General features: G+C 46.5%; 19 protein-coding genes and 1 pseudogene. 9 read left to right on the forward strand and 11 right to left on the reverse strand.

What is annotated here, in order from left to right; translation table 11 throughout:
• Positions 1-200 precede the first annotated feature (200 nt).
• From HRE53_RS02650 to HRE53_RS02660, 3 genes and pseudogenes are all read left to right on the forward strand, one after another.
• Positions 201-455, forward strand: coding sequence for a hypothetical protein (locus HRE53_RS02650; RefSeq protein ID WP_235108962.1), 255 nt, complete (start codon positions 201-203; stop codon positions 453-455).
• 24 nt (positions 456-479) lie between these two features.
• Positions 480-1,652: an N-acetylglucosamine-6-phosphate deacetylase gene (nagA, locus tag HRE53_RS02655; RefSeq protein ID WP_235108963.1), complete on the forward strand. Its 1,173-nt coding sequence runs from the start codon at positions 480-482 to the stop codon at positions 1,650-1,652.
• A gap of 6 nt (positions 1,653-1,658) precedes the next feature.
• Positions 1,659-2,814, forward strand: a pseudogene (locus tag HRE53_RS02660) (pyridoxal-phosphate-dependent aminotransferase family protein).
• A gap of 42 nt (positions 2,815-2,856) precedes the next feature.
• On the opposite strand, the gene HRE53_RS02665 reads toward HRE53_RS02660, so the two are convergent.
• Positions 2,857-3,084 (reverse strand): DUF2949 domain-containing protein, encoded by a 228-nt coding sequence (locus tag HRE53_RS02665; protein ID WP_212662099.1) that lies wholly within the window; start codon positions 3,082-3,084, stop codon positions 2,857-2,859.
• A gap of 835 nt (positions 3,085-3,919) precedes the next feature.
• Here HRE53_RS02665 and HRE53_RS02670 point away from each other — a divergent pair.
• On the forward strand, positions 3,920-4,666 hold the full coding sequence (locus tag HRE53_RS02670; RefSeq protein WP_235108964.1) for a heme oxygenase (biliverdin-producing): 747 nt from the start codon (positions 3,920-3,922) through the stop codon (positions 4,664-4,666).
• Here HRE53_RS02670 and mscL read toward each other — a convergent pair.
• The gene (mscL, locus tag HRE53_RS02675) at positions 4,663-5,103 is read right to left on the reverse strand and encodes a large conductance mechanosensitive channel protein MscL (RefSeq protein ID WP_212662101.1); all 441 of its coding nucleotides are present in this window, start codon (positions 5,101-5,103) and stop codon (positions 4,663-4,665) included. The genes HRE53_RS02670 and mscL overlap by 4 nt on opposite strands.
• A 228-nt stretch (positions 5,104-5,331) precedes the next feature.
• Between mscL and rsmH the strand changes: the two genes are divergently transcribed.
• From rsmH to HRE53_RS02690, 3 genes are all read left to right on the forward strand, one after another.
• Positions 5,332-6,240, forward strand: a complete 909-nt coding sequence (gene rsmH / locus HRE53_RS02680) for a 16S rRNA (cytosine(1402)-N(4))-methyltransferase RsmH (RefSeq protein ID WP_235108965.1) — start codon at positions 5,332-5,334, stop codon at positions 6,238-6,240.
• Positions 6,241-6,467: 227 nt separating this feature from the next.
• Complete coding sequence (locus HRE53_RS02685; protein WP_235108966.1) at positions 6,468-6,977, forward strand: hypothetical protein; 510 nt, start codon at positions 6,468-6,470, stop codon at positions 6,975-6,977.
• 21 nt (positions 6,978-6,998) lie between these two features.
• Positions 6,999-8,807 (forward strand): penicillin-binding protein 2, encoded by a 1,809-nt coding sequence (locus HRE53_RS02690; protein WP_235108967.1) that lies wholly within the window; start codon positions 6,999-7,001, stop codon positions 8,805-8,807.
• A gap of 204 nt (positions 8,808-9,011) precedes the next feature.
• On the opposite strand, the gene HRE53_RS02695 is transcribed toward HRE53_RS02690, so the two are convergent.
• Positions 9,012-9,455 carry a thiol-disulfide oxidoreductase DCC family protein gene (locus HRE53_RS02695; RefSeq protein ID WP_212662105.1) on the reverse strand — a complete coding sequence of 148 codons (444 nt, stop codon included), beginning with the start codon at positions 9,453-9,455 and terminating at the stop codon, positions 9,012-9,014.
• A gap of 145 nt (positions 9,456-9,600) precedes the next feature.
• On the opposite strand from HRE53_RS02695, the gene HRE53_RS02700 reads away from it, so the two are divergent.
• Positions 9,601-9,966, forward strand: a complete 366-nt coding sequence (locus HRE53_RS02700) for a hypothetical protein (protein WP_212662106.1) — start codon at positions 9,601-9,603, stop codon at positions 9,964-9,966.
• A gap of 52 nt (positions 9,967-10,018) precedes the next feature.
• On the opposite strand, the gene HRE53_RS02705 is transcribed toward HRE53_RS02700, so the two are convergent.
• The gene (locus HRE53_RS02705) at positions 10,019-11,509 is read right to left on the reverse strand and encodes a pitrilysin family protein (protein ID WP_235108968.1); all 1,491 of its coding nucleotides are present in this window, start codon (positions 11,507-11,509) and stop codon (positions 10,019-10,021) included.
• A gap of 137 nt (positions 11,510-11,646) precedes the next feature.
• Between HRE53_RS02705 and HRE53_RS02710 the strand changes: the two genes are divergently transcribed.
• Positions 11,647-12,051 (forward strand): NIL domain-containing protein, encoded by a 405-nt coding sequence (locus tag HRE53_RS02710; protein WP_235108969.1) that lies wholly within the window; start codon positions 11,647-11,649, stop codon positions 12,049-12,051.
• Between the two features lie 14 nt (positions 12,052-12,065).
• Here the strand turns inward: HRE53_RS02710 and HRE53_RS02715 are convergent, their stop codons facing one another.
• The 7 genes from HRE53_RS02715 to HRE53_RS02745 form a co-directional block, all read right to left on the reverse strand.
• Complete coding sequence (locus HRE53_RS02715; protein WP_235108970.1) at positions 12,066-12,833, reverse strand: hypothetical protein; 768 nt, start codon at positions 12,831-12,833, stop codon at positions 12,066-12,068.
• Positions 12,834-12,871: 38 nt separating this feature from the next.
• Positions 12,872-13,924 (reverse strand): polyprenyl synthetase family protein, encoded by a 1,053-nt coding sequence (locus HRE53_RS02720; protein WP_235108971.1) that lies wholly within the window; start codon positions 13,922-13,924, stop codon positions 12,872-12,874.
• 37 nt (positions 13,925-13,961) lie between these two features.
• Positions 13,962-15,941 (reverse strand): FAD-dependent oxidoreductase, encoded by a 1,980-nt coding sequence (locus HRE53_RS02725; RefSeq protein WP_235108972.1) that lies wholly within the window; start codon positions 15,939-15,941, stop codon positions 13,962-13,964.
• A 50-nt stretch (positions 15,942-15,991) separates the two neighbouring features.
• Positions 15,992-16,861 (reverse strand): encapsulin, encoded by an 870-nt coding sequence (locus HRE53_RS02730; protein WP_235108973.1) that lies wholly within the window; start codon positions 16,859-16,861, stop codon positions 15,992-15,994.
• Between the two features lie 126 nt (positions 16,862-16,987).
• The gene (locus HRE53_RS02735) at positions 16,988-17,872 is read right to left on the reverse strand and encodes a DUF3237 domain-containing protein (protein ID WP_235108974.1); all 885 of its coding nucleotides are present in this window, start codon (positions 17,870-17,872) and stop codon (positions 16,988-16,990) included.
• A gap of 9 nt (positions 17,873-17,881) precedes the next feature.
• The gene (locus tag HRE53_RS02740; RefSeq protein WP_235111032.1) at positions 17,882-21,037 is read right to left on the reverse strand and encodes an AAA family ATPase; all 3,156 of its coding nucleotides are present in this window, start codon (positions 21,035-21,037) and stop codon (positions 17,882-17,884) included.
• 43 nt (positions 21,038-21,080) lie between these two features.
• Positions 21,081-21,341 (reverse strand): hypothetical protein, encoded by a 261-nt coding sequence (locus HRE53_RS02745; RefSeq protein ID WP_235108975.1) that lies wholly within the window; start codon positions 21,339-21,341, stop codon positions 21,081-21,083.
• Positions 21,342-22,019: the final 678 nt, after the last annotated feature.

The following is a 22,019-nucleotide window of genomic DNA, read 5'->3' on the forward strand; positions in this document are numbered from 1 at the left end:
TTCCTTTGTAAAACAGGGACAACGTTAAAATAGGACTGTTCACAGGAGCAGCAAGTCTTGTTTTTTAATTAAAAACATCACGTTTGATCTGGATTTGTCTAAAATTTGATCACTTCTGGCAATCTGCATGTTTCTTGAACATCAGCATTTTAGACAACCTGCAACATTGAGAAATTCTAATTCTTTTTGAGGACGCTTCGATGAATCCGTTACAAGGGTATCGCTTTTCCTGCACCCTCACCTTTGGGGACATCTATGCCCAGGTGATTATTTGGTTGATTGTGATTTTCATTGCTTTAGCCTCCTCCGTTGCCCTGTACCAAAACCCCATGTATGCCTTTTTAACTGGGGGATTGATTTTGGTATTGTCATTACCTTTCTTGCTATTTGCCTTTGTGACCACCCTGCTCAATCACATTGAACTAACGCCTGTTGAGCCAAAGGAAGAGGCTTAGGTCAATTAGCGAGCCGCCAACACCATGGGTGCATTACCGCTTCAGGGCCAGTTAGAGAATGCTCGGGTCACTGGCTACTCAGGATTACAGCAAGTGAGTATCCGAGATGGGGTGATTCAAACCATTCAGCCCATGGATGCCCCACCCCCCACTCTAGCCCCACAAAAAATTGATTTAGAAGGTGATTGGCTGTCTTTAGGGGGCATTGACCTGCAGATCAATGGTGCCTTAGGTCTAGCCTTTCCAGATTTGTTGCCCACCGATCAATCGAAACTTCAAGAAATTTGCCAGTTTCTGTGGCAGCAAGGCGTTGACGGTTTTTTGCCGACACTGGTGACAACATCGGTTGACAAGTTTCAGCAAGCCTTGGCTACTTTGTCTGCTCAGAAGTCACCAGGGGATAGCGACCAAGCGCAAATTCTAGGTGTCCATTTGGAAGGCCCCTGCTTGAATGCCACCAAACGGGGTGCCCATCCCCAAAAACATCTTCAGCCATTGAGTATTGAAACACTGCAAGCGGTCATAGGTCCCTACAAAGATAGCGTTAGGGTCATGACCTTAGCGCCAGAGTTGGAGCCGTCTGGAGAAGCGGTAGCTTGGTTGCGATCCCACAATATTATCGTCAGTCTCGGCCATTCTCTAGCCACGGCAGCAGAAGCAGATGTGGCCTTTAATCAGGGAGCCACCATGGTGACCCATGCCTTTAATGCCATGCCTAGCTTGCACCATCGCCAACCCGGGTTATTGGCAGCAGCGCTGGTGCATCCCCAGGTCTGGTGTGGATTTATTGCCGATGGTCAACATGTGGACCCATTGATGCTGAAGCTGATGCTGAAGGCTAGCCCCGAGCAAGGCCTGTTTCTAGTGAGTGATGCTCTAGCACCGTTAGGACTTCCGGATGGCGTTTATCCTTGGGACTCTCGCCAAATTGAAGTGACGGCCGGTACGGCTCGGCTCTCCGATGGCACCTTGTCGGGAACCACCTTATCCCTGTTGGCTGGGGTGCAAAATCTAGTCCACTGGAATCTTTGTTATGTGGGGCGTGCCATTGCCTTAGCCACAGAAGCCCCGAGGCAGGCATTAGGGCTACCCGGCATGGGTCCAGGACAATCCGCTCGCTGCTTGCTGCGTTGGCGTCATCATCCCCAGACCCAAACTCTGAAATGGCAGCGTTTGTTTCCCTCTGAAAATGCTTAATGCCCTATGGAAAATCCCTTGTTGCTGATGATTCCAGGCCCTACTCCAGTGCCCGAATCGGTATTATTTGCCTCGGCTCAACAGCCCATCAGTCATCGTAGTCAGGATTTCCGGGATTTGATGGCTGATATTACGGCAAATTTAAAATGGCTCCACCAAACCCAAAATGATGTGTTGATCTTAGCCAGCAGCGGCACCGGGGCCATGGAAGCTGGCATCATTAATTTTTTAAGCCCAGGTGATCGGGTATTGGTGGGATGCAATGGCAAGTTTGGCGATCGTTGGGCGGATGTTTGTGAACAATTTGGTCTAATTACCGAGCGGATTACGGTCCCTTGGGGGAAAGCTTTGGACCCAGAAGTCTTTCGGCAGCATCTAGAAGCCGATCAGGATAAGCAGATCAAAGCGGTGATTGTGACCCATAGTGAAACGTCCACCGGGGTTCTTAACGATCTGGAAACCATTAGCCGTCATATCAAAGCCCATGGTCGAGCCCTAAGCATGATTGATGCGGTCACCAGTTTAGGGATTTGTCCAGTCCCAGTCGATAAGTGGGGACTAGATGTGGTGGTTTCTGCGTCCCAGAAAGGATATCGAATGCCGCCTGGTTTGGGGGTTTGTTTGTGTTAGCTCTTTAGCGTGGCAGGCTTATGAAACGGCTCGCTTTCCTCGGTTTTATCTGGACCTGGGGAAATGCCGCACGGATGCCGCTGCGAATACGACCCCGTTTACCCCGCCTGTAAATCTATTCTTTGCCTTACAGGTAAGTTTAGCCATGATGAAGGCTGAAGGTCTGCTCTCCATGTTTGCCCATCAGCAACGGTTGATGCAGGCAACCCGAGCCGCTCTTCGAGCCTTGGACCTGCCTCTATTTATTCCTGACAATCATGTGGCTAGCCCGGCTGTCACTGCCATTGCCCCCGATCAGGTTGCTCCTGAAACCCTCCGATTCAAATTACAGCAGCACTACGGGGTGGTGATTGCTGCAGGCCAAGACCATATGCGAGGCAAACTCGTTCGGATTGGCCACTTGGGTTATGTTTGCGATCGCAATATTGTTACCACCATTGCGGCCGTAGAGGCGGCCTTGGCAGATTTAGACTATCCATTCCAAGCTGGGGCAGGTGTAGAGGCTGCCCATCGTATCTTTAAAGGGAATTAGGGTTTGTTCTCAACCCACATGCAAAATGCCTAAACTTGCAGATTAAATGGTTTCCAGCCAGTCATAAATCTGATTGAGCTGATCCAAAGTAATCAAACCATATTGCCAGAGCACAATCGGTAACGGTCCTGGATCTTGCTCAAGGTGGCGAAGAGCAAGGCCAATAGAGTCGCTCGGCAGTGCTAGCTCTTCTTGCAGAAAAGTCAGTAATCGCTTTTGCGATGCTGATTTCAAATTAGAAACATCTTTTGTAAACCGAGATACTGTCATTGGTATTAATAAGAAACCGAGTTTTACCTATGAGAGGAGATTATTAGGGCGTATAAAAAAGAATTGAACCAGCTTAACCAACCATGTGAGAGTCAAGATCGTTTTTGATCAATTTACTATCAAAAAAGTCTTAGAACTTTTAACCCATTAGTGATTTGACTAACTGGCTGAAATTTATTTCACTTCAGCGATAGAAGAGATTTGCCCATGCAAAAACATCGCAAAAGCCTCCAAAGAAGAAGAGAAAGTGATGATTTGTATAAAATTCAAGAGCAAATCAGATAACTTGTGCTGCACTAGCTAAACATTGCAGAAAAAACTGCAAAAATGCGCAAAGCCAATTAAATGCAACAGACAAAATACTATCAACCGACGATTAAGCTTCCCCCAGACCCTAGGAAAAGAGTTACTGCAAACTACTAACCAGTAGTAGATAAATTCAGTAAGTTTTTTCCAGTCGTATTGGGATAAGAGTGTAGCACAGTCTTCAAAGATTGATCCAACTTAAATATTTCTTTTAATAAAGTTCATAGGAATAAAAGATACAGGTCAGATGAGCAAGTAAATACACACATGAAAGTCACCTAACAAGCTTGTCCCACCAAGGGTTACAGACGTATAGCCTAGTCAAGTAACTCCGAGAATTTGAACGCGTTTTGGAGAAAATCAGCGCGTAATGATCTGCCTGCATCTGACGATGGAATTGTCTGGTTAATGTGATCTGTGGGGCAAAATAAGTTCATAATTTTGTGTAAGCTGAACCGGAAAGGCAATTTCTTTCACCTCACACTGCTTATCCAACTCCAATGATGATTCGTGTAAAGGCTGCAAATTGATGAGTGGTAAGTTGGCGACCCGGCTGCGAGAAGGGACGAAAAAATCTCATTCTTTGGCAGAAAATGCAGATTTTATCCAATGTTTTCTCAAGGGAGTAGTTGAAAGAACGTCTTATCGCCAACTATTAGGAAATTTTCACTTTGTCTATAGCGCCCTAGAAGATCAGCTGACTCAACATCAAAACCATCCACTTTTAAGTCAGCTTTATTTTCCGGCGCTATATCGACAGCAGAGCTTGGCTACGGATCTAAGTTACTACTGGGGGCCTCAATGGCAAACGTCAATCACCCCTTCTAGTGCCACTCAACACTATATTGACAGGATTCATGAAGTTGCGATCGCAGATCCAATCCTGCTAGTCGCTCATAGCTATACACGGTATCTCGGAGACCTTTCTGGGGGACAACTGCTCAAGAAGCTAGCCCAGCGAGGCATGAATCTCCCTCAAGGCCAAGGCACTGCCTTCTATGAGTTTGAAGATATCCAGAACCCTAAAACCTTTAAGGTTACCTATCGGCAATCCTTGGATAATTTGCTTCTGGATGAAAGCACTATCACCCACATCGTAGATGAAGCCAACCTTGCCTTTAAGCTCAATATGGAATTGTTCAAAGAAGTAGAAGGCAACTTAATTCAAGCCATAGGTCAGATGATCTTTAGCCATCTGACCCGCTCCCGCAGAAATGGGCAGTCTCAGTGGTCTACAGATCTGGGAGAAACCACTGCACTGCAGCCCCAGGATTAACTCTTTTCTCGTAGGGTTTGGTTGAGCTGATCTAAGGAACCGATCAAGCGCTCATTGGCCTCAATTGCAGGATCCGGCGTAATTGCTTCTGCCATTTCTTGCTTTCGCTGCATCTTCTTACGGGCTTGTTCAAAAGATCGAATCAACAGAAAGATTACAAAAGCGATCACGATAAAATTCAGCACTGTGGCCAGAAATGAACCATATTTAATGCCATTTATCGCGAGCTTGGATAATTCATCCACACCCGCTTTTTTCATCGCCGGATTTAAAAGGGCTGGGGTAATAATATCCTCAACTAAAGAACCGATAATCTTGCCGAAGGCCCCGCCAATCACAACGGCAACCGCTAGGTCGACAACATTCCCTTGCATCAGAAAATCGCCAAAGTCCTTGAGGAAGCCTCCAGCTTTTGCTCTCCCGTTTCTACCAGTCATTTTTATCAATATCTCCTTTATGCAGGGGTCGATTCTAAACAGTTTTACTTAAAACTGCAATATTCTATCATCAGATTTTTTTACTTAATATCCCGATGATAGTTTCTGAAGCGAAATAGGCTGAGGGTTGATTTCGGGTTGAGCCTGTTCCCTTGAGCAGGGGACAGGTACAATCTGGAAGTTTAGGTCAGACCACAGAACAATACCTTGTTCCATTCAAGGGAATATATGACACCAGACGCTGCCGCCTTTAACCATATTTCAGTCTTAAGCCATGAGCTGATAGAAGGACTGATGCTGCATGACCAGGGCTTATATTTGGATGCCACCGTAGGCGGAGGAGGACATAGTGCCTTGATCTTGGAACAAAGTCCCCAGGCTCAGGTGATCGCCCTTGATCAAGATATTCAGGCCCTGGATGCTGCGCGGGCTAAGTTGCATGACAATTGCGATCGCATCCGGTTTTGGCAAGGAAATTTTTCCACCTATGATCCGGAGGATCTTCGGTTTGACGGCATTATTGCTGATTTAGGGGTCAGTTCAGCCCAACTGGATCGCCCTGAGCGTGGCTTTAGTTTCCGACATGACGCAGAGTTAGATATGCGCATGGATCAGAGCCAAGATTTAACCGCTGCTGATGTCATCAACACCTATTCAGAGCGGGATTTAGCCGATATTTTCTTCCACTATGGAGAAGAACGGTTTTCTCGGCGAATTGCCCGGAAAATTGTCTCCAAACGCCCCCTTCACACTACCTCTGATCTGGCAAGGGTTGTAGCGTCTTCACTGCCCCCTCCTAAAGGGCGTCGCCGTCGAATCCACCCAGCGACCCGAGTCTTTCAAGCCCTGCGGATTGCAGTCAATCAGGAATTGCAGGTCCTAGAGAAATTTATTGAGCTGGCTCCCACCTGGCTCAAGCCCGGGGGCAGAATTGTCATCATCAGTTTCCACAGCCTGGAAGATCGAATTGTTAAAATCCACTTTCGCCAGAATCCTTTACTGCAGGTGATCACGAAAAAGCCCATGATTGCCTCCGAGCAAGAGAAAAGAGAAAACAGCCGCTCTCGATCCGCTAAACTGCGGATTGCCGAACGGGTTCCTTTGACAGATGAGGCTGAATCGTCACTGAAGCCATAACGGCTGGTCATAAAACGATGACTTTTAGTTTTTTGCAAAGAATAAACTCAGCACTCTAATTAGAGTTGATGGGGAAATCTACCCCCACTATGAACAAAAGATAAGTATTCTGGAAACAATTATGAAATTATGCATTTATAATGCATGTGGCAACTACTGAAAATTGCCAAAAATTAAAATTTCCGAACCCATTAACCGGGTAATTTCCTGGGCTTGAGGAGTTGAGTATGGCCGTTGCTAGCCGATCTAAAGTTGTCCCCGTCCGACCGAAACAGGCTGCTCCCTCAGCCCGTTCCCATCCCCCTCAACGACGGCGAAAACCCAAGACTTTATCCAGGCAAGAACAGCCCTTGGATCTGATTGATTCCCGTTCGCCACAATTTCCCAATTGGCTAATACTACTAATGGCGTTTCGGAAGCTGTCAACCCCTATTCTGATGGTGACAGTCTTAGGAATTTTGCCCCTCTATGCTTGGCGAGTGAATACTCAACAATCTTGGGGGACTCAATATTCAAAGCTAGAGAAATTACAGCGTGATCAGCGAGATTGGCTCACTCGCAATGAAGAGCGCAAATTCCAAATTTCAGAAAATTTAGAAAGCAATCCAGCAGGCTTTGTTCCCAAAAGCTCCAAAACGACCGTGTTTTTTAAGCCAGCCCCGGTGCGCCCAGCTCAGCCTGTGCCTCCTCAGCGGACTGGCATTACCCATATTGATGTAGCTCCGATTGGTTATTAAGTCCAACTTCTTTGCAAGTTTATGCCCACTCCTTCTCACCCAGTCCAAGACCGTCGGGCCGCGATCAAAGCCCGAATCCAAACGAAGCAGCCCCATCGAGTTACTAATCAGCGATTACGCTTATTCCTGGTTTGGTTGGTAGTATTTGGAGGCATTGTGGGCTTGTTAGCCCGTTTAGTCTATTTGCAAATTAGTGCGGCCCCTTTTCTCCGAACGAAGGCCCAACAACAACAGCTAGGCGGTCTTCCTGAGCGCACCTTCCGCTATCCGATCGCGGATAGCCAGGGTAATCTACTGGCTAAGGATGAACCGGTCTTTCGTCTGTTTGCCCATCCCTTTTTATTCCAAAGACAACCGGATGAAATTGCTCAAGCATTAGCCCCTGTTCTCGACCGCTCATCGGATTCTCTGACAGAGCTATTCAAAACCGGAGAGAGTGGGATTCCAATTGGGTATCGCCTGTCGGAAATTGAAGCAGAGAAAATCAACAATCTCTATTTAGATGGATTAGAAATTACGCGGGAATGGCAACGGGTCTATCCCCAGTCGGGACTGACCTCGGGATTGGTCGGGTATGTCAATACCGAAAACCAAGGACAATCTGGCATTGAATATAGCCAGCAACCCCTCTTAAAAGGAGACCCCATTCCCTTGCTAGTGACTCGGGATGGTCAGGGTAAGCTCTTGCCGGATCGATTTCCCTTAGAGCCGCTAAATGCCAATGACTTGACCCTGAAGTTGACCCTAGATACGCGACTTCAACGGTCGGCCCGACAAGCCCTTCATAAACAAATGGCAAAGTTCCGAGCCAAGCGGGGCACTGTCATTGTGATGGATGTCGAAGATGGCTCCCTCAAGGCTTTGGCCTCGGAACCCTCTTTTAATCCCCAGCGTTACTTTGAAGCCAATACTGAACTGTTTAAAAACTGGGCCATTTCGGATCTCTATGAACCAGGGTCTACCTTTAAGCCCATCAATATTGCCATCGCATTAGAATCCAAAGCCATCAAAGCCGATAGTGTGTTCCACGATGGTGGTCAAATTACCATCGGTGGCTGGCCGATTAATAATGCCGACAACTCAGGCCATGGCAACCTTTCCATTACGGGCATCCTGGAATATTCCAGCAACGTAGGTATGGTCCATGTCATGCAGCGGATGGATCGATCGGCCTACTACAATTACCTGAAAAAAATTGGGATTGGCCAAATTACGGGTACTGATCTTCCCTTTGAAACCCCCGGCCAGTTTAAGGATAAACAGCAGTTTTTAGACTATCCCATTGAAGCGGCAACCGCGGCTTTCGGACAAGGATTTTCAGTCACCCCTCTACAAATGGCACAGCTCCATGCAGCCATCGCCAACGGAGGCGAATTGGTGACTCCTCATGTCGTTGATGGTCTATACAATCCTGCTGGCAAGAAAACCAAGGGATTAAATCTGATTCAACCCCGCCGCATTTTCTCTAAAGATACGGTGGCTAAGGTTCGGACCATGATGGGAAGTGTGGTGCAAAACGGCACGGGCAAACCCGCCAAAATTCCGGGTTATCGCTTGGGGGGTAAAACCGGAACGGCCCAAAAAGCGGATAGCGGTACCTATAGCAATGCCCGGATTACGAGCTTTGTAGCATCTTTCCCCTTGGAGTCCCCTAAATATGTAGTGCTGGCCGTTGTGGATGAACCTCAAGGGGGCAATGCTTACGGATCGACCGTGGCAGCTCCAGCGGTGAAGTCGGTGTTAGAAACCCTGATTAGTATTGAGGGCATCCCTCCCAGTCATCCTGCTGAATTGAAGGCAAAGCCGAAAGCATCTCGCTCCAACAACTAAGAGAACTGCCTTTTTATGCCCACTTAAGTTGAAGGTGAGTATTGAGTTTAAATTTTTGCGCAAGCTCAATCCATCAACAGCCTTATCATTGAATGATAAGGCTGGGGTGCTTGTAGGCAGACCCACATTTTCTGAACCATGAAGAGTCCGGGCCTACACAAGAGTTTGCACCTCAATTTGAAGTATTTGAGGGGCTAGAGAGACTTAGGGGAGAAACCGTTTCCGTTCTGATTCACTGGGCATGCGGCAGGTGGCTCGTCGTCCAAATAGGCGATAACGATTACAAGCAATGAAACGATAAATGCGATCGCGACCTGTTCGCGGAATCAAACTAATAGCATTGAAGACTGACCAAACACCACCCAAACGCTTACAGACTTGAATAAACGCATCGGACTGATCGTACAGCTCACTCTCATCCCGATAGTAAATCGACCAGGCTTCTCGATCTATGGGCAATGGGGGTAAATACTGTCTGGCTGTTTGACCCTGTAAAGGGGCAATCAGGATGGTTCCTAGAGGATCGACTTTCAGTAGGATGTCGACAAAGCCATTACACATCACACATTCCCCATCAAAAAACACAATGGGCTGCTGAATAGAGACCGGCTGGCTGGCCGTCTGATTTGAAAGTTGCGGTGTCGCCATGCTGTTGCTCAAAGAACCTATTTTGAATCTAACATGGCTGCTTTGGCATTAGCATAGGGCTGTCTTGAGGGTTCAGACATATCCTTTAGCAGGAACGGCAGCTTTCGAGGTAGGATCTGCAAGTTACACCTATGCTAGTTGAACAATGGCTGAGCGACCGATTAAGAAGTCTGAATTAGAAAAGCGTGCCCAGACTGAAGGCCAAACAGGCGATGACAAAAAACAAATTCAGAAGGGCCGTAAAGATGGACGTGGAAAAGGTCGAAACAATAAAGACAGAGAAAAGAGAAAGCCTGCTGTTCCCCTAGCTTTGATGCGTGGTCCCAGGCCTTCAGCAAAGGTGGAAGAGCCCGAACCCGTGGAAACTCCAGAAGAAGCAATTGCAGAAACGACTACAGAAGAGGAAGGAGCCGTAGCTGAGGCCACAGAAACCGTCGCTGAAGCAGAAACCGACTCACCCAATGCCGACGCTAGTGAAGCCAGCGAGGCAGAACCAGCCCCTGATAATTAAGGGTACACATAACGTCTCTAGGGCGTTATGTGTAGGCTGAATCCCTAGAAAATCAAGAAGAAACAGGTTGAGGAATCGTGATATCAATCGGTGTCACTGTTTTTCCTAACTCTTCTAATGAGGGTTGGATCGCTGAGCGGTTCCCCACGACTAAAGTAACAATCTGTTCAGGCTGCAGATATTTCTTCGCTGCAGCCTGAACTTTTTCGGCAGTCATGGTTTTGACGGCTCGCTGATATTGAAAGATAAAATCATCGGGATAGCCAAAGTACTCGTACCGCATTAAACGAGACAAGGTTTGGCCTGGGTCCTGAAAGTTGAAGACAAAAGAGTTGAGGATGGAGTCCTTGGCCTGTTGAAGCTCATCTGCGGATAAGGGCGCTTCGCGTACCTTTTGCAGTTCACCCATCACCGCTTTGATAAATGGAACCGTTGCTTCAGAACGCGTCTGTCCCCCAGAAATAAATAGCCCTGGGTAATCGTAGCGAGCACTCCATACGGCATAAACGGAATAGGCCAATCCCTGGCGAGATCGTACTTCGTTAAACAACCGTCCCCCAAAGCTGTTGAGAGCCTCATTCATTACCAATAAAGAGAAAATATCGGGGTTATCAAACTGACCGCCCAAATGACCGATTTGGACATTGCTTTGGGATAGTTGAGGCTGATCAACGACAAACGTCTCCCCGGCTTTTATTTGCTCTGCACTCGGTGCTGGAGGTGTTTCATCTCGCTCAGGTATCGCAGGCCAATCCCCAAATTCTTTTTTGATCCGCTGAGTCATGGCGGCGGGATCGAAGTCCCCCACAATTCCCAAAATCATGCAGTTAGGGTGGAAGTTCTGTTGGTAAAAGGATTCAACATCGGTTTGGGAAATATTGTCGAGGGTTTGATATTCCTGGGTGCGCGCATAGGGGCTTTCTCCCCCATAAATCAGCTTTTTGAATTCTCGGCCTGTAATACTGTCAGGATCATCATTACGGCGGGCGATGTTTCCTCGACGTTGGGTCTTGGCGAGAACAAGCTTGTCTTTTTCAAACGCAGGTTCACGAATCACTTCTGAGAATAAACCGAAGACGGTGTCTAAATCTTCACTCAGGGCGGCAAAGGATGCACTACCGGAAGCAGTACTAATTCCAGTCTCCACAGATGCTGCCCGTTGCTCTAGCATTTGGTTAAGCTGCTCGGAAGGGTGCTGTTTGGTCCCTCCCGTCCGCATCACCGTGCCAACGATATCAGCCAAGCCCACTTTTTCGGCAGGTTCAAGCCGCGACCCCGTCCGCATACGAGCAATGCCGTTTACCAAAGGTAACTCATGATTTTCCATTAAGTAAACGGTCAAACCGTTATCCAACTGGAAACGGCTATATTCTGGAATGGTTACCTCGGGAAGGGCCGGGAACTCCAATTCTGTATAGTGTTTAGCTGTGGCTGCCGTGCCCGGACGAATCGAACCAATGACTAGCAAGAGGGGAATGACTGCAAAGGCGATCAACCGCTGTAGGGTTCTACGTAGAAATCGGTTACGTTGGACGTTGGGCATGGTTAACGTGCTTTTCCTATGGACAGCTCATCTCTAACAGATTAGCCTAAACTTTTACGAGACGATGGGTGAATTTATATCCTTTTGACCTGCTTTACAATTAAAAGTGCCCCTATCGTTGCCTGAATCGTTCGCCTGTGAAAAAGCGCGTTACTCTTACGTTCCCTCGGCGAGCCGTTCCTGTCCCAGTCACCTATCGATTGGCGAAGGATTTCAATGTGGCGGCAAACATTATTCGTGCCCAGGTTGCCCCAAATCAAATTGGTAAGTTGGTGGTGGAATTAGCGGGGGATATTGATCAGCTCGATGCCGCCATTGATTGGATGCTTTCGCAAAATATTGATGTGTCTTCGTCTAATCGCGAAATTCTGATCGATGAAGATAGCTGCGTTCATTGTGGTTTATGTACAGGGATATGCCCCACCCAGGCCCTTACCCTTGACCCCAAATCTTTTTTGCTGAACTTCACCCGATCTCGCTGTATCGTCTGTGAACAATGTGTTCCTACTTGTCCAGTTCAAGCGATTTCTACTAACTTTTAATGGATGGTTACTCTTTAAGTCACTATCACCGAAACCATCGCTTTTAGGTAAGATAACCCCGCTGCCATCAAAACCCCTGAATACTCGCCGTTGGGTAAATGCTGGGGAAGTTGAATAGAAATACTAATTGAACCTGTTGCGTCGGATGCAAGGCTTAGAGGGTTAGGGGCAATAGAGATGGCCTGCTGAGAAATCAGATCGCCGTCACAACCATATAGATCGGTGCAGAAGAACTTGGCCTGAATGGGTTCTTCGCTATCATTGTGAACCTTAAATGCGATCTGGACTGTCTCCCCAACATGGCTTGGATGAGCCGACTGCAGTAAAGGGACACCAGCCTCGCTCGATGGTGCTTGTTCTGACACCCCTCCCGTCCAATCTGATTTGAGGGAGAGTAGATTAGCTAATTCATTCACAAACTCATGCATTTCCCCTACTAAGCCTGGAACAGAATAGCTAGTGGGTCCAGAGGGAGTCGTATTTCCTAGATCTAGAGGAGAGGCAATGGTCTGGGCTGACTGTAAGGGCGTCGTTAGATCGTTATCAAGGATAGCAGCAGCTTGCTGTACAAGGGCTTCAGGAGTCGGTATTGTTTCAGTTCCGTCCATCATAGGCTGGATAACTTCTGCAACAGGTTCTGTGAGTGCTTCTGGTTCAGTAGATAGCCCTCCCGTTTCAAAGACGGTAGAAGGGAGAGTCTCAACTTGATCCAGAAGGCCACTGATCGATTCGGGTAGCCCTTGATCGATGAGCTGGAGGGGTTTGCGTCGATACTGTTTCATCTTGACTGTCCTCTACTTGCTACTCAAAACCAGCGGTCCTACAGATTGCGGCTAATCATATAGTGAATCAATTTGGGGATAAACGCTTTCTCTTCAGAGTCGGGGGCATCGCCATAGGCCACCGAGAATTCTTCTAAGGCTGCTTCGGCAAACTGATGGGCGACTGCGATCGCATAGGCAATACTGCCATAATCCTGCATTCGTTGAATCACCCAGCTCACCTCATCTTCAGACCGTTCATCTCGAGGCTTGTCCATAAAGAATTGCAACATATTTCGCTCCGAAGGGGTGCCCTGTTTAAATAGGTGCACTAACATCAACGTTCGCTTCCCCTCCCAAATATCGCCACCAATTTCTTTGCCATACCGTTGAGAATCCCCCACCAAATTAAGCACATCATCCTGAATCTGAAAGGCGGCCCCCATAAAGTATCCAAATTTATTGAACCGATCGAGGTCTAGGGTGTCCTTGGAGGCAATCAAGCCGCCAATCCGGCAGGGATGCATAAAGCTATACCAACAGGTTTTGTTCAAAATCATCTGCAGGTAGTCTGTCTCAGTGATATCACAGCGGTTGTCCCGGACCCACCCTAATTCTGAGGCTTGCCCTTCTAGAGATTTCAGCATTAAATGCTCAAACTCTTCATAGATTCGTTGGGTCAGTTGATGACCCAGTAAGGGGATATTTTCCCGCACCAATCTCAGGCTTAAGGCATTCATGGCATCGCCAATATTAACGGCGATGGGCACCCCCTGCTCTGCCTGCATCGTCGGCATCCGATGACGACATTCACTGTTATCTTCCACATCATCATGAACCAGGAAAGCATTGTGAATCATTTCTAAGGCAACAGCTGATTTGAGAGACTGTTCTTCAGTTCCCCCAAAGGCCTGACAGGTCGCCATACATAAAGCAGGCCGCAATCCTTTACCCATATGGGAAAGATGTCTTTTTAACGGCTCATACAGATAGCGTTGGGGTTCTCCAGTCGGAATAACCGCTAACAACGCGGCCAAAGTCACGTCTCGGTAATGACCAAGATGAATCTGAAGGGTCTCTAAATCCTGAGGGGTAAGGGTAGCTAGGGGCACAAGATACCTCTGGCTAACGGGTAGGGAATGAGACTATTCATCGCTCAGGAATAATGCGAACTTTTCCAGAGCGCTGAGCAGGAGAAGATTGGGATTGCTCTGATAATGTCTGGAGAGCTGCCAAGCTAGGGATTGCTTCAGGCATGGTTTGGGATTCAGCCATCCGCACCACAATATCTAGCACTGACTTTTGTACTACCTCCATCAGCTCTTGCCGCAATTCAATATTGTCAAATCCTTGAGTGCCTACCGCATAGAGCGGGTTACCTAATTTTTCCAGAGGCTGATCGATGGTAACCCCCAGCAGCTGTTCTAGAATTCGGCCACCTTGGTGGGCCAGCTTTAGAGCCGATAATCCCCATCGCACCAAACTGTCATCCCAGGGTAAGCCTTGGTGAAACCGAATACGATCGATCACTCGCCAGGGTTCGAAAATTTCTTGCTCATGCAGTTTCCAAGTCTTGCATGGGGGAACATCTGCGTTTGCAGCAGCAATAATGCCATTGACGGCGCGACGGGCAGCTTCATTGGCTCCTTCCATCGTCGCTAGATCCGTATAGGTGCGGACGTAATCAGAAGCGAGAAACAGATTGGGAATATCCGTCACTGCATCAGGACGCTTCGACCAAGTATTAATTAAATTGACTAGAAGCGGTTCTTCATTCGTGTCTCCTTCCCCTTCTACGAGATAAATGGCGGGGTCCAAAAACCAATGGTCTAAAAATTCATCTTTGAGAATTTCTTGACCGTGGATATTGATACTCTTTTTAAGTTGTGCCCAGACCTCATTTTTGACTTCTTCCCGGGTACATTCCTTAGCGGTTTTACCATTGAGGCCCTTTTCATCCCACTCGGAAATATCAACAGAGATGATGCCTTTAATTCGGCCATCCGCATACTGATTAAAATCAACTCCCGGCCAGAACTGTCGTTGGGAGATAGACGTGAGTGCCCAAGGGGAATCCACATAAATCGCATGACCATGGGACAGGGGCACATCCTCTGTTAAATACAGTTGGATGCCATTCATCCAGGACACCCCGCCTTCACTGAGCTGATGGAGCTTGCCTAATTCTGGATCCGCCGTTTTAATACTGTCGGTAACCAGCTCCGCCATGCGTTCGATCGGGACTGCAGCAATGTAATAGTCCCCTTGGGCCTGAAAGGTTTGTCCCTCTGTTTCAATCGTGGCCCCCTGAATCAGGCCATTTGCACAGTCAATGGCTAAGACCTTGGCCTCCAGATGATATTGCACCCCTTGTTGAATTAAGTAGGCCAGCCAAGGATTGATCCAGGCATCGTTGGTGGGTGCATTGAGCACGCGATCGCTACTCGGTCCCGGCTCTACTAAATCAAACAGGAGCTGGACAAAAATATCACCAATCGTTTTGGTACTCGCCAGGTGGGCTTTTGCTGCGACCAAGGAGCGAGTAATGCCATGGCCAAAAATTTTCTGATAGGCCGGGGAACGATGGTCTGCTTCTACAAATTCCCACCAGTCTTCTTTCTCATACTCCGCTAAGCGCCGTTCTTCACAGGAGGTAATGATTTGCCAGACCTTGGTGCCGAAAAACGCAATTTCTTCGGGAGAAACTCCAAAGTCAGGTCCAAAGATGGTTGGAAACTCATTGAGAATTTCCTGGACATCTGAAAAGGTGCGAGGAGAGCGGGATGGAAACACAATGGGACGCTGACCATAGCGAGCCATTTCGACCCGCGTTGTATCGACCAAATTATCGGCAACGGTTTTGTCTTTCCCGTAAGGAATCCGCGCCATTGTATCGACAATATGCTTGTAGAAGCGGGGGAAAAATCGGAAGCCATGTTCCCCAGGTAGTGGCTTGCGAGGACCATTGGGTCCCATGCCACCTGTATTGGGCACGGGGATACTTCGGGCCTTACCTCCAGGAATTTTCTTGGCTTCGTATACTTCTACGGCAAATCCTCGCTCAATCAGCTCATGGGCGGCACTCAGTCCGGCAACGCCGCCACCAAGGATCACTACCTTTTTTTGCATGATGTTTTCTATCTGCAGTGAGGGATTCTTTAGATCATCAAAATCTTTGGTTAGGATAAAGTGAATGCACTAACTGCTCCCTGTTCCTTAATCCGCAACACAAATTTTTCGTATACACGGAATCGATATCTAGCCTCATCGCTCACATTCAAGAACTGGACTGTGGGTACTGTTGCAACTACTAAATCAATTGGATCACCAGCCAGAGAAACTACAATGACTTGATTGTCTTGTAGAATGCTGGAACGTAAGAGCTGTGTACCTAACAAAGGTTCAATGCGGTCTTTTGGTAGCACAAGAGAATCATTAGGAGTATTAGCCTTGATAAACGCTTTATGATCGAGGATGCATGCGAATGGTCCTAAATTCCCATTTTCTTCTAGCTTTGCAACAGCACCGGCAATATCAGTAACAAGATTGCGTTCACTGTTGGCTTCAAAATCTGGAGGATTTTGAACTCCTTTAGCTACAAGTCCAGGGATGTTGTCACCGCCAGAAACAATACAAAGTTCAGGTACAGATGGTGGGGCTTTCCACTCTAAATCATCAGGGTCTTCAACAACGCGAAGATTGTCAATTGTGTCATTTGAAAAGATGATTGCATCTTCTGCTCTAGCGAGTAAGTTTGCAGCTCGACGAAAAGCAGCAATAGCACCGGTTAGATTCTCCTCAGCCAGCTGTCGTTGCTTCAATTCAACATGCACTGCTATGGTCCACAATTGAAGGGTTGAAACATCATCTACAGTAATTGGCGCATGCTGATCTGATAATCGTTGACTTCGTACCACAGTGGCACTTCGCTCTAATGGACCACAACAAGCCAGAAACGATCCTGCAACACTAGCTTTACTCACCTCATCAGCAACAAGCTGTTGTATCTGATCCCACTGCTCAGACGTCCAATCAATTTGAGAGTTCATAGGGGCTGAATATCCTAAATATCGAAAGATAAGCTAACTGCTTGCACAACACAGTTATTAGTAGAAAACCCAATGCAGAAAATCAGATGTATAAACAAAATGGAATTGCCAAAAGTTTACAACAAACTAGAGGGCATACAAATCATAAATTACGAGTAAATCTGACATTTGCACTTCCCCAATTCCGATGCACTGGAGTCGATTTAGCCATTTATACTTTGGATGCTCAGTTAAGAATCGAGGGGTTACTCTGAGTGGAGGGGCATTGAGCCATTGTTGCTTAAGGAAATTTTGATATCCCTTTTGTCCTAATTCAAAAACCCCTGAATATCTTGTTTGAATCAGGGCTCCATCAACCGTTTGAAGTGTGGCATAAGCCCCTACAATACCGATTCCATCATGACGAATAGTCATATGGTCTCCCCCTTGTGGACCAAAAATGGCATTTAACTTTGGACCATTCACCTGTCCTGCCTTGATGGACCAGTTGACCTTCAAGCCCTCCGGAGTTTCTCCAATAATTTCAGGAGGCTCTTGTAACTGAACTTGCACAGTAGCAAGATAATTTAAATTATATGGGAATCGATGAAACTGCGATGACTTACTGGTTGGAGTTTTTGATGTAGATTGAGGAGTAGTTAATGACGATGGCAAATCATTGATAACAAAGGAGGAAGGAAATTGCTGCGTGTTGCAAACATTGGGTACTTGCCGTCCTGCACAAGATAGGGTTACCAAATACTCTACTTTTTGGGGTTCCAATAATGACAGGAAATGAACTGAGAAGTATTGCTTTGCAGCGACATAATCAGAGTGGCGAAGTACACCAGCAGTGGATTGAACCAGTCTATTTTTATTTGAACGATAATAGACGGTAACCTTATTTGCCGGATGTAGTGGATAAACCCCAACTGTAATAGAGATGCCTTGCCTAGTTGCTATAAAGCTCTCAGATGCTGGAGCATCCTCCGTTCCATACCAAAGCTTTAACCCATCCTGGCAAACTTCCATGAGAACCTATCATCCCTCTAAAGAGACAGAGCTTTCTAATTCATCTAGAAAAATACGGACTTGACTAAGGTCAGGCGTACCCAAGCTTTCCGTAAACCGATTATAAATTTCGGAGGTACATTCCCGAGCTGCGTTCACGCTACCCTGGGAAAGCCAAAAATGACCTAGGCCAAGAACAGCTCTAAGTTCCAACATGATTGAATTTTGTTTACGGGCAAGGGATGTGGCTTTTTTAAAGCAGTCTTTCACGATGTTGACATCAGAAGCCTTGAGTATGGGTTGAGTTTGACTGAATTGTTGCCATAAAAACTCAGCTTTCAAACGATATAACTCAGGCTCCATATGATGCTCATTCCGAGTTGTCGCCTCTTGAATTCCTGCTTCTAATGCTTGAAAGGCTTCCTCAAAACGCTCAGACAACCAATAAACCTCCGCCAACATCCCCATAACTTGTGGAAAAATAACTGAAGTTCCAGTGTTCTTAAATAACTCCAACCCTTCGATCATTTCCTGCAGACCATCTTGAGTTTTCCCTTGCCAAGCAATTGACCATCCATGAAAGAGCATCGCCACAGGAATCCACAATAGAAACCCTTCTGTGCGGGAGATATCCAGTAATTCTGCTGATTTTTCTTCAACTAAGGGCAAGTTACGAGTCAGTTGATACTGATGCAAGCTAGCACCTAAGGCATAAGCTTTATTGGGAAGGTGGTTCAGGTTTTGGGCAAGTTCCATAGCAGTTTCTACCTGTTTGGGCAACTCATCTGGATAGCCCAACATCCAAAGGCTGCCTGCCAGAAACATGTGTATACATACTGCGGAAGAAAGCTGGGTTTCAAATACTAAATGTTGCTCTGCTTCAAACTCAAATCTGGTTAACCCTTCATTAGCGACCTCTCTGGCATCAACATATTCACCCCGATAAAACTGGGTATAGCCCACTGCATGGCAAGCCATCTCATGCATGATCGGTTGATCAGCGAGTTGAGCTCTCTGCCATACTTCTCCTCCAGCCTCAAGGGCTTCATCCATTTGGCCACGGAGAAAGTAATTCGTCCACAGTCCCCATAAAGCCTTAGATTGACTTTGCTGGTCTTCAGTTTTTAGGCTGAGTACCTTTGCGCGAAGACAGGTTTGTTCAACTTCTACAGACGCCCAACCTTTAATCGCCATAAAGGCGGGAGCAAGGCAAAGCTGTATCTTCAGTTCCAATCCATCTCGTTCGTTGTTATCAGAAAGACCGTCAAGTAATTCAAGCCCTCGTATCAGATGTGCGATCGCTTCCGAATTCGCGGCTTGCTCTAAATCTCGTTGTCCAGCCTGTAACCAATATTGGATGGCAATATGCAAAAGCCCCGCTTCCGTGAAGTGATAGGCCAACAGCTCTGGGCGAATTGTTCCTTGATCATCCCTGCGTCGCTCCAGGGTATAGGCAATGCGCTGATGGTAAGCTTGCCGACGTATTTTCACTAAAGATTGGTAAGCCGCATCCTGGATCAGTGCATGTTTAAATTGATACTTAGCAAAAGGGGGAGACCCTTCTTGATAGAGGAGTCCCGATTCAACCAGTTGATTCAGACCATTGCGTAGAGTGGCTTGATTCCACTGAGATACCTCTTCTAATAATTCATAGTCAAATTCGCGTCCTAAGGTCGAGCCGAGTTGAGCCACTTCCTTCACTACAGAAAGACGATCCAGACGCTCAATCAAAGAGTCATGCAACGTTGTCGGAATTGCCAGCGCGACATTGTCATCACTAGAACGGTTTAAGGCAGGGCTTTCATTAACATCTGCTTCTAGAACCGTTTTCGTCAATTCCTCCACAAATAGGGGAATGCCATCTGTTTTCTGCACAATTTGTTGGACAAGGGACTGGGGCAGGGATTTCTCCTGAGCCGTTTGCTCAACCATCACCTGAATTTCTTCCCGTCCTAGGCTATCGAGCTTCAAAGAGTGAAGGTGAGGATAAGTATGCCAAGACGACGTAAATTCAGGACGACAGGTTAATAAAATGAGTAAGCGATGATCTCGAATATGATCCAAAAAATAAGTAATGGCATCGAGGGTCGACGCATCCATCCAATGGAGATCTTCAATCACCAGTAAGACAGGCTGTTGCTTCGCTAACGCCAAACAAACTGCTGTCATTGCCTCAATTGTTTGTTGTTTTTGCCGCTCAGGGGTCAAGTTTAACGGCGGATACTGTTCTTCAAAGGGAACGGCCAGTAAACTTGCAAATAAAGGGGCATATTCTCCTTGAGGCAAGGAACATTGCCCCATGAATTGTTCAATTTTTTCTAATTTCTCAGCAGATGTATCATCCTGAGAAAAGTTAAATGTAGCTTGCTTTAAAAATTCAGTAATGGGGTAGAAGGCACTATTACGATAGTACGGTGAACCTTGAATCTCAGTGAGCCATACGTCTTGGTTTTGAGCAACATTTTTTTTGATCTCCCAAACTAACCTAGACTTTCCCATCCCTGCTTCTCCTTGCAGCAGAACCGCACGGGTATGACCAGCAATAGATTCTTGCCACCGTTCAGACAACAGTGCTGTTTCAGCAACTCGATTAACAAAAGGAGTTAACCCCGACTTTTCAGCAACAGCAAACCTGCTTTTGGCTTTACTTTCCTTAAGAACCTGAAAAATCACGATGGGATCTGAAATCCCTTTCAGTTTTTGTTGTTCCAATTGCTGGCATTCAAAAAACCCTTTCACTAGACGTTGGGTTGCAGCACTAATGATGACTGTATTGGGTTGGGCCAGGGACTGTAAGCGAGCCGCTATGTTGGGTGTTGCCCCCACAATGGCCATGGGATCAGGTGCATTCTTCACCCCCATTTCACCAATCACAACCAATCCAGTGTGAATGCCAATGCGGACCGAAAGACGCTCTCCCCACTTTTTCATAATTTGGGGATTGAGCTTTTGCAGGGATTCTAATATCCGTAGACCACTGCTAACGGCTCTCCTGGCATCATCTTCATGGGCCCGAGGATAGCCAAAATAGATCAGAACCCCATCCCCTAAGTATCGAGCAATATATCCTTCAGCATTCGAAATTGCTTTAGCACAGAGTTCTTGATAGGCCAGAAAAACGTCCCGGAGATCTTCAGGATCCAATCTTTCTGCTAGCGGTGAAGACTCTACCAAATCACAAAACATCACGGTTAATTGCCGTCGTTCTGTTTCCCGACTCCACCCATCCTCAGATGGAGTATTTATATTTGTTTTCAGCTTGTGAGTATAATTTTTTATGTAAGGAAATTTGATGAGCTTCTAAAGTCTGCGCGACCAGTACTTCTTGATTGCGATCAACTGCAATTTTTAGAACATCAATAATCTCATATTTTATATCTTCTAAATATTGCTCATCAATGCCAAATTGTCGCTTAATCGCTCTGTAAGAAACTTGGCCTCGACGATGCAAAATCTCAATTGTTTGTTCTAGAATCTCTTCAAAACTCATTTCAAGTCGCAGCTCTCTTGCTGAGAGAAAGTATTTAAGCTCAAAAAGTTACAATATTTCTCCAAATTTGAGGTCAGTGTCTAGTCAAAGAGATTGAGATTTTAGCCGTAGTTAGATCGCCCTATAATCCCAGCAGAGCATAGAAGCTATGCAGGGAGGACAATAGAGTGAGATTTAGGCAAAGACGATTGCAGGGGGTTTTTCAATAACCGATACCTTGCTTAAAGGTCTTAAGGTTCTTAATATTAGACAGTCTATTAACTTAGATGACTTAGCTGGTATTCATGCCGTAGAAACCACATGCTGGGTCACTATATTCTAATATCATCGACCTCTTGCGAATACCCAGATCAATATAACCATTTGTAACAGCTGACCTTTGATATTCATCTCTTCAACCCTTTCTATCAAACCTAGAATAGAAAGACTTCAAAGTGTAGCCCTAGTGCCGTAACTCTCTTCACCAAAAAACAGGGTAACTTTCGGGCTGAAGACGAGCGGTCACAGTAGAAAGCTGAAATCAGCATTCTCTGAAGAAGCGCTTGGACTATATTGAGGTTCGCTGGGAGATTGATAGCAATCCCCTTAAGATATAGAGAGTTTCAGAATCAGGTAGAGTACTTCTGGTCCTAATCGTCTAACAAAATCCTTCTACAGGCTCATAGAGAGGATATCTAG

The sequence above is a fragment of the Acaryochloris sp. 'Moss Beach' genome (genome assembly GCF_021497025.1).
GTDB lineage: Bacteria > Cyanobacteriota > Cyanobacteriia > Thermosynechococcales > Thermosynechococcaceae > Acaryochloris > Acaryochloris marina_A.

Excerpts from the sequence above, each read along its gene's own strand:
- HRE53_RS02730 (WP_235108973.1), bottom strand. The coding sequence starts at position 16,861 with ATGAACTCTCAAATTGATTGGACGTCTGAGCAGTGGGATCAGATACAA.
- HRE53_RS02685 (WP_235108966.1), top strand. The coding sequence starts at position 6,468 with ATGGCCGTTGCTAGCCGATCTAAAGTTGTCCCCGTCCGACCGAAACAG.
- rsmH (WP_235108965.1), top strand. The coding sequence starts at position 5,332 with ATGACACCAGACGCTGCCGCCTTTAACCATATTTCAGTCTTAAGCCAT.
- nagA (WP_235108963.1), top strand. The coding sequence starts at position 480 with ATGGGTGCATTACCGCTTCAGGGCCAGTTAGAGAATGCTCGGGTCACT.
- HRE53_RS02745 (WP_235108975.1), bottom strand. The coding sequence starts at position 21,341 with ATGAGTTTTGAAGAGATTCTAGAACAAACAATTGAGATTTTGCATCGT.
- HRE53_RS02670 (WP_235108964.1), top strand. The coding sequence starts at position 3,920 with ATGAGTGGTAAGTTGGCGACCCGGCTGCGAGAAGGGACGAAAAAATCT.
- HRE53_RS02725 (WP_235108972.1), bottom strand. The coding sequence starts at position 15,941 with ATGCAAAAAAAGGTAGTGATCCTTGGTGGCGGCGTTGCCGGACTGAGT.
- HRE53_RS02715 (WP_235108970.1), bottom strand. The coding sequence starts at position 12,833 with ATGAAACAGTATCGACGCAAACCCCTCCAGCTCATCGATCAAGGGCTA.
- HRE53_RS02740 (WP_235111032.1), bottom strand. The coding sequence starts at position 21,037 with ATGTTTTGTGATTTGGTAGAGTCTTCACCGCTAGCAGAAAGATTGGAT.
- HRE53_RS02700 (WP_212662106.1), top strand. The coding sequence starts at position 9,601 with ATGGCTGAGCGACCGATTAAGAAGTCTGAATTAGAAAAGCGTGCCCAG.
- mscL (WP_212662101.1), bottom strand. The coding sequence starts at position 5,103 with ATGACTGGTAGAAACGGGAGAGCAAAAGCTGGAGGCTTCCTCAAGGAC.
- HRE53_RS02735 (WP_235108974.1), bottom strand. The coding sequence starts at position 17,872 with ATGGAAGTTTGCCAGGATGGGTTAAAGCTTTGGTATGGAACGGAGGAT.
- HRE53_RS02650 (WP_235108962.1), top strand. The coding sequence starts at position 201 with ATGAATCCGTTACAAGGGTATCGCTTTTCCTGCACCCTCACCTTTGGG.
- HRE53_RS02665 (WP_212662099.1), bottom strand. The coding sequence starts at position 3,084 with ATGACAGTATCTCGGTTTACAAAAGATGTTTCTAATTTGAAATCAGCA.
- HRE53_RS02690 (WP_235108967.1), top strand. The coding sequence starts at position 6,999 with ATGCCCACTCCTTCTCACCCAGTCCAAGACCGTCGGGCCGCGATCAAA.
- HRE53_RS02695 (WP_212662105.1), bottom strand. The coding sequence starts at position 9,455 with ATGGCGACACCGCAACTTTCAAATCAGACGGCCAGCCAGCCGGTCTCT.
- HRE53_RS02705 (WP_235108968.1), bottom strand. The coding sequence starts at position 11,509 with ATGCCCAACGTCCAACGTAACCGATTTCTACGTAGAACCCTACAGCGG.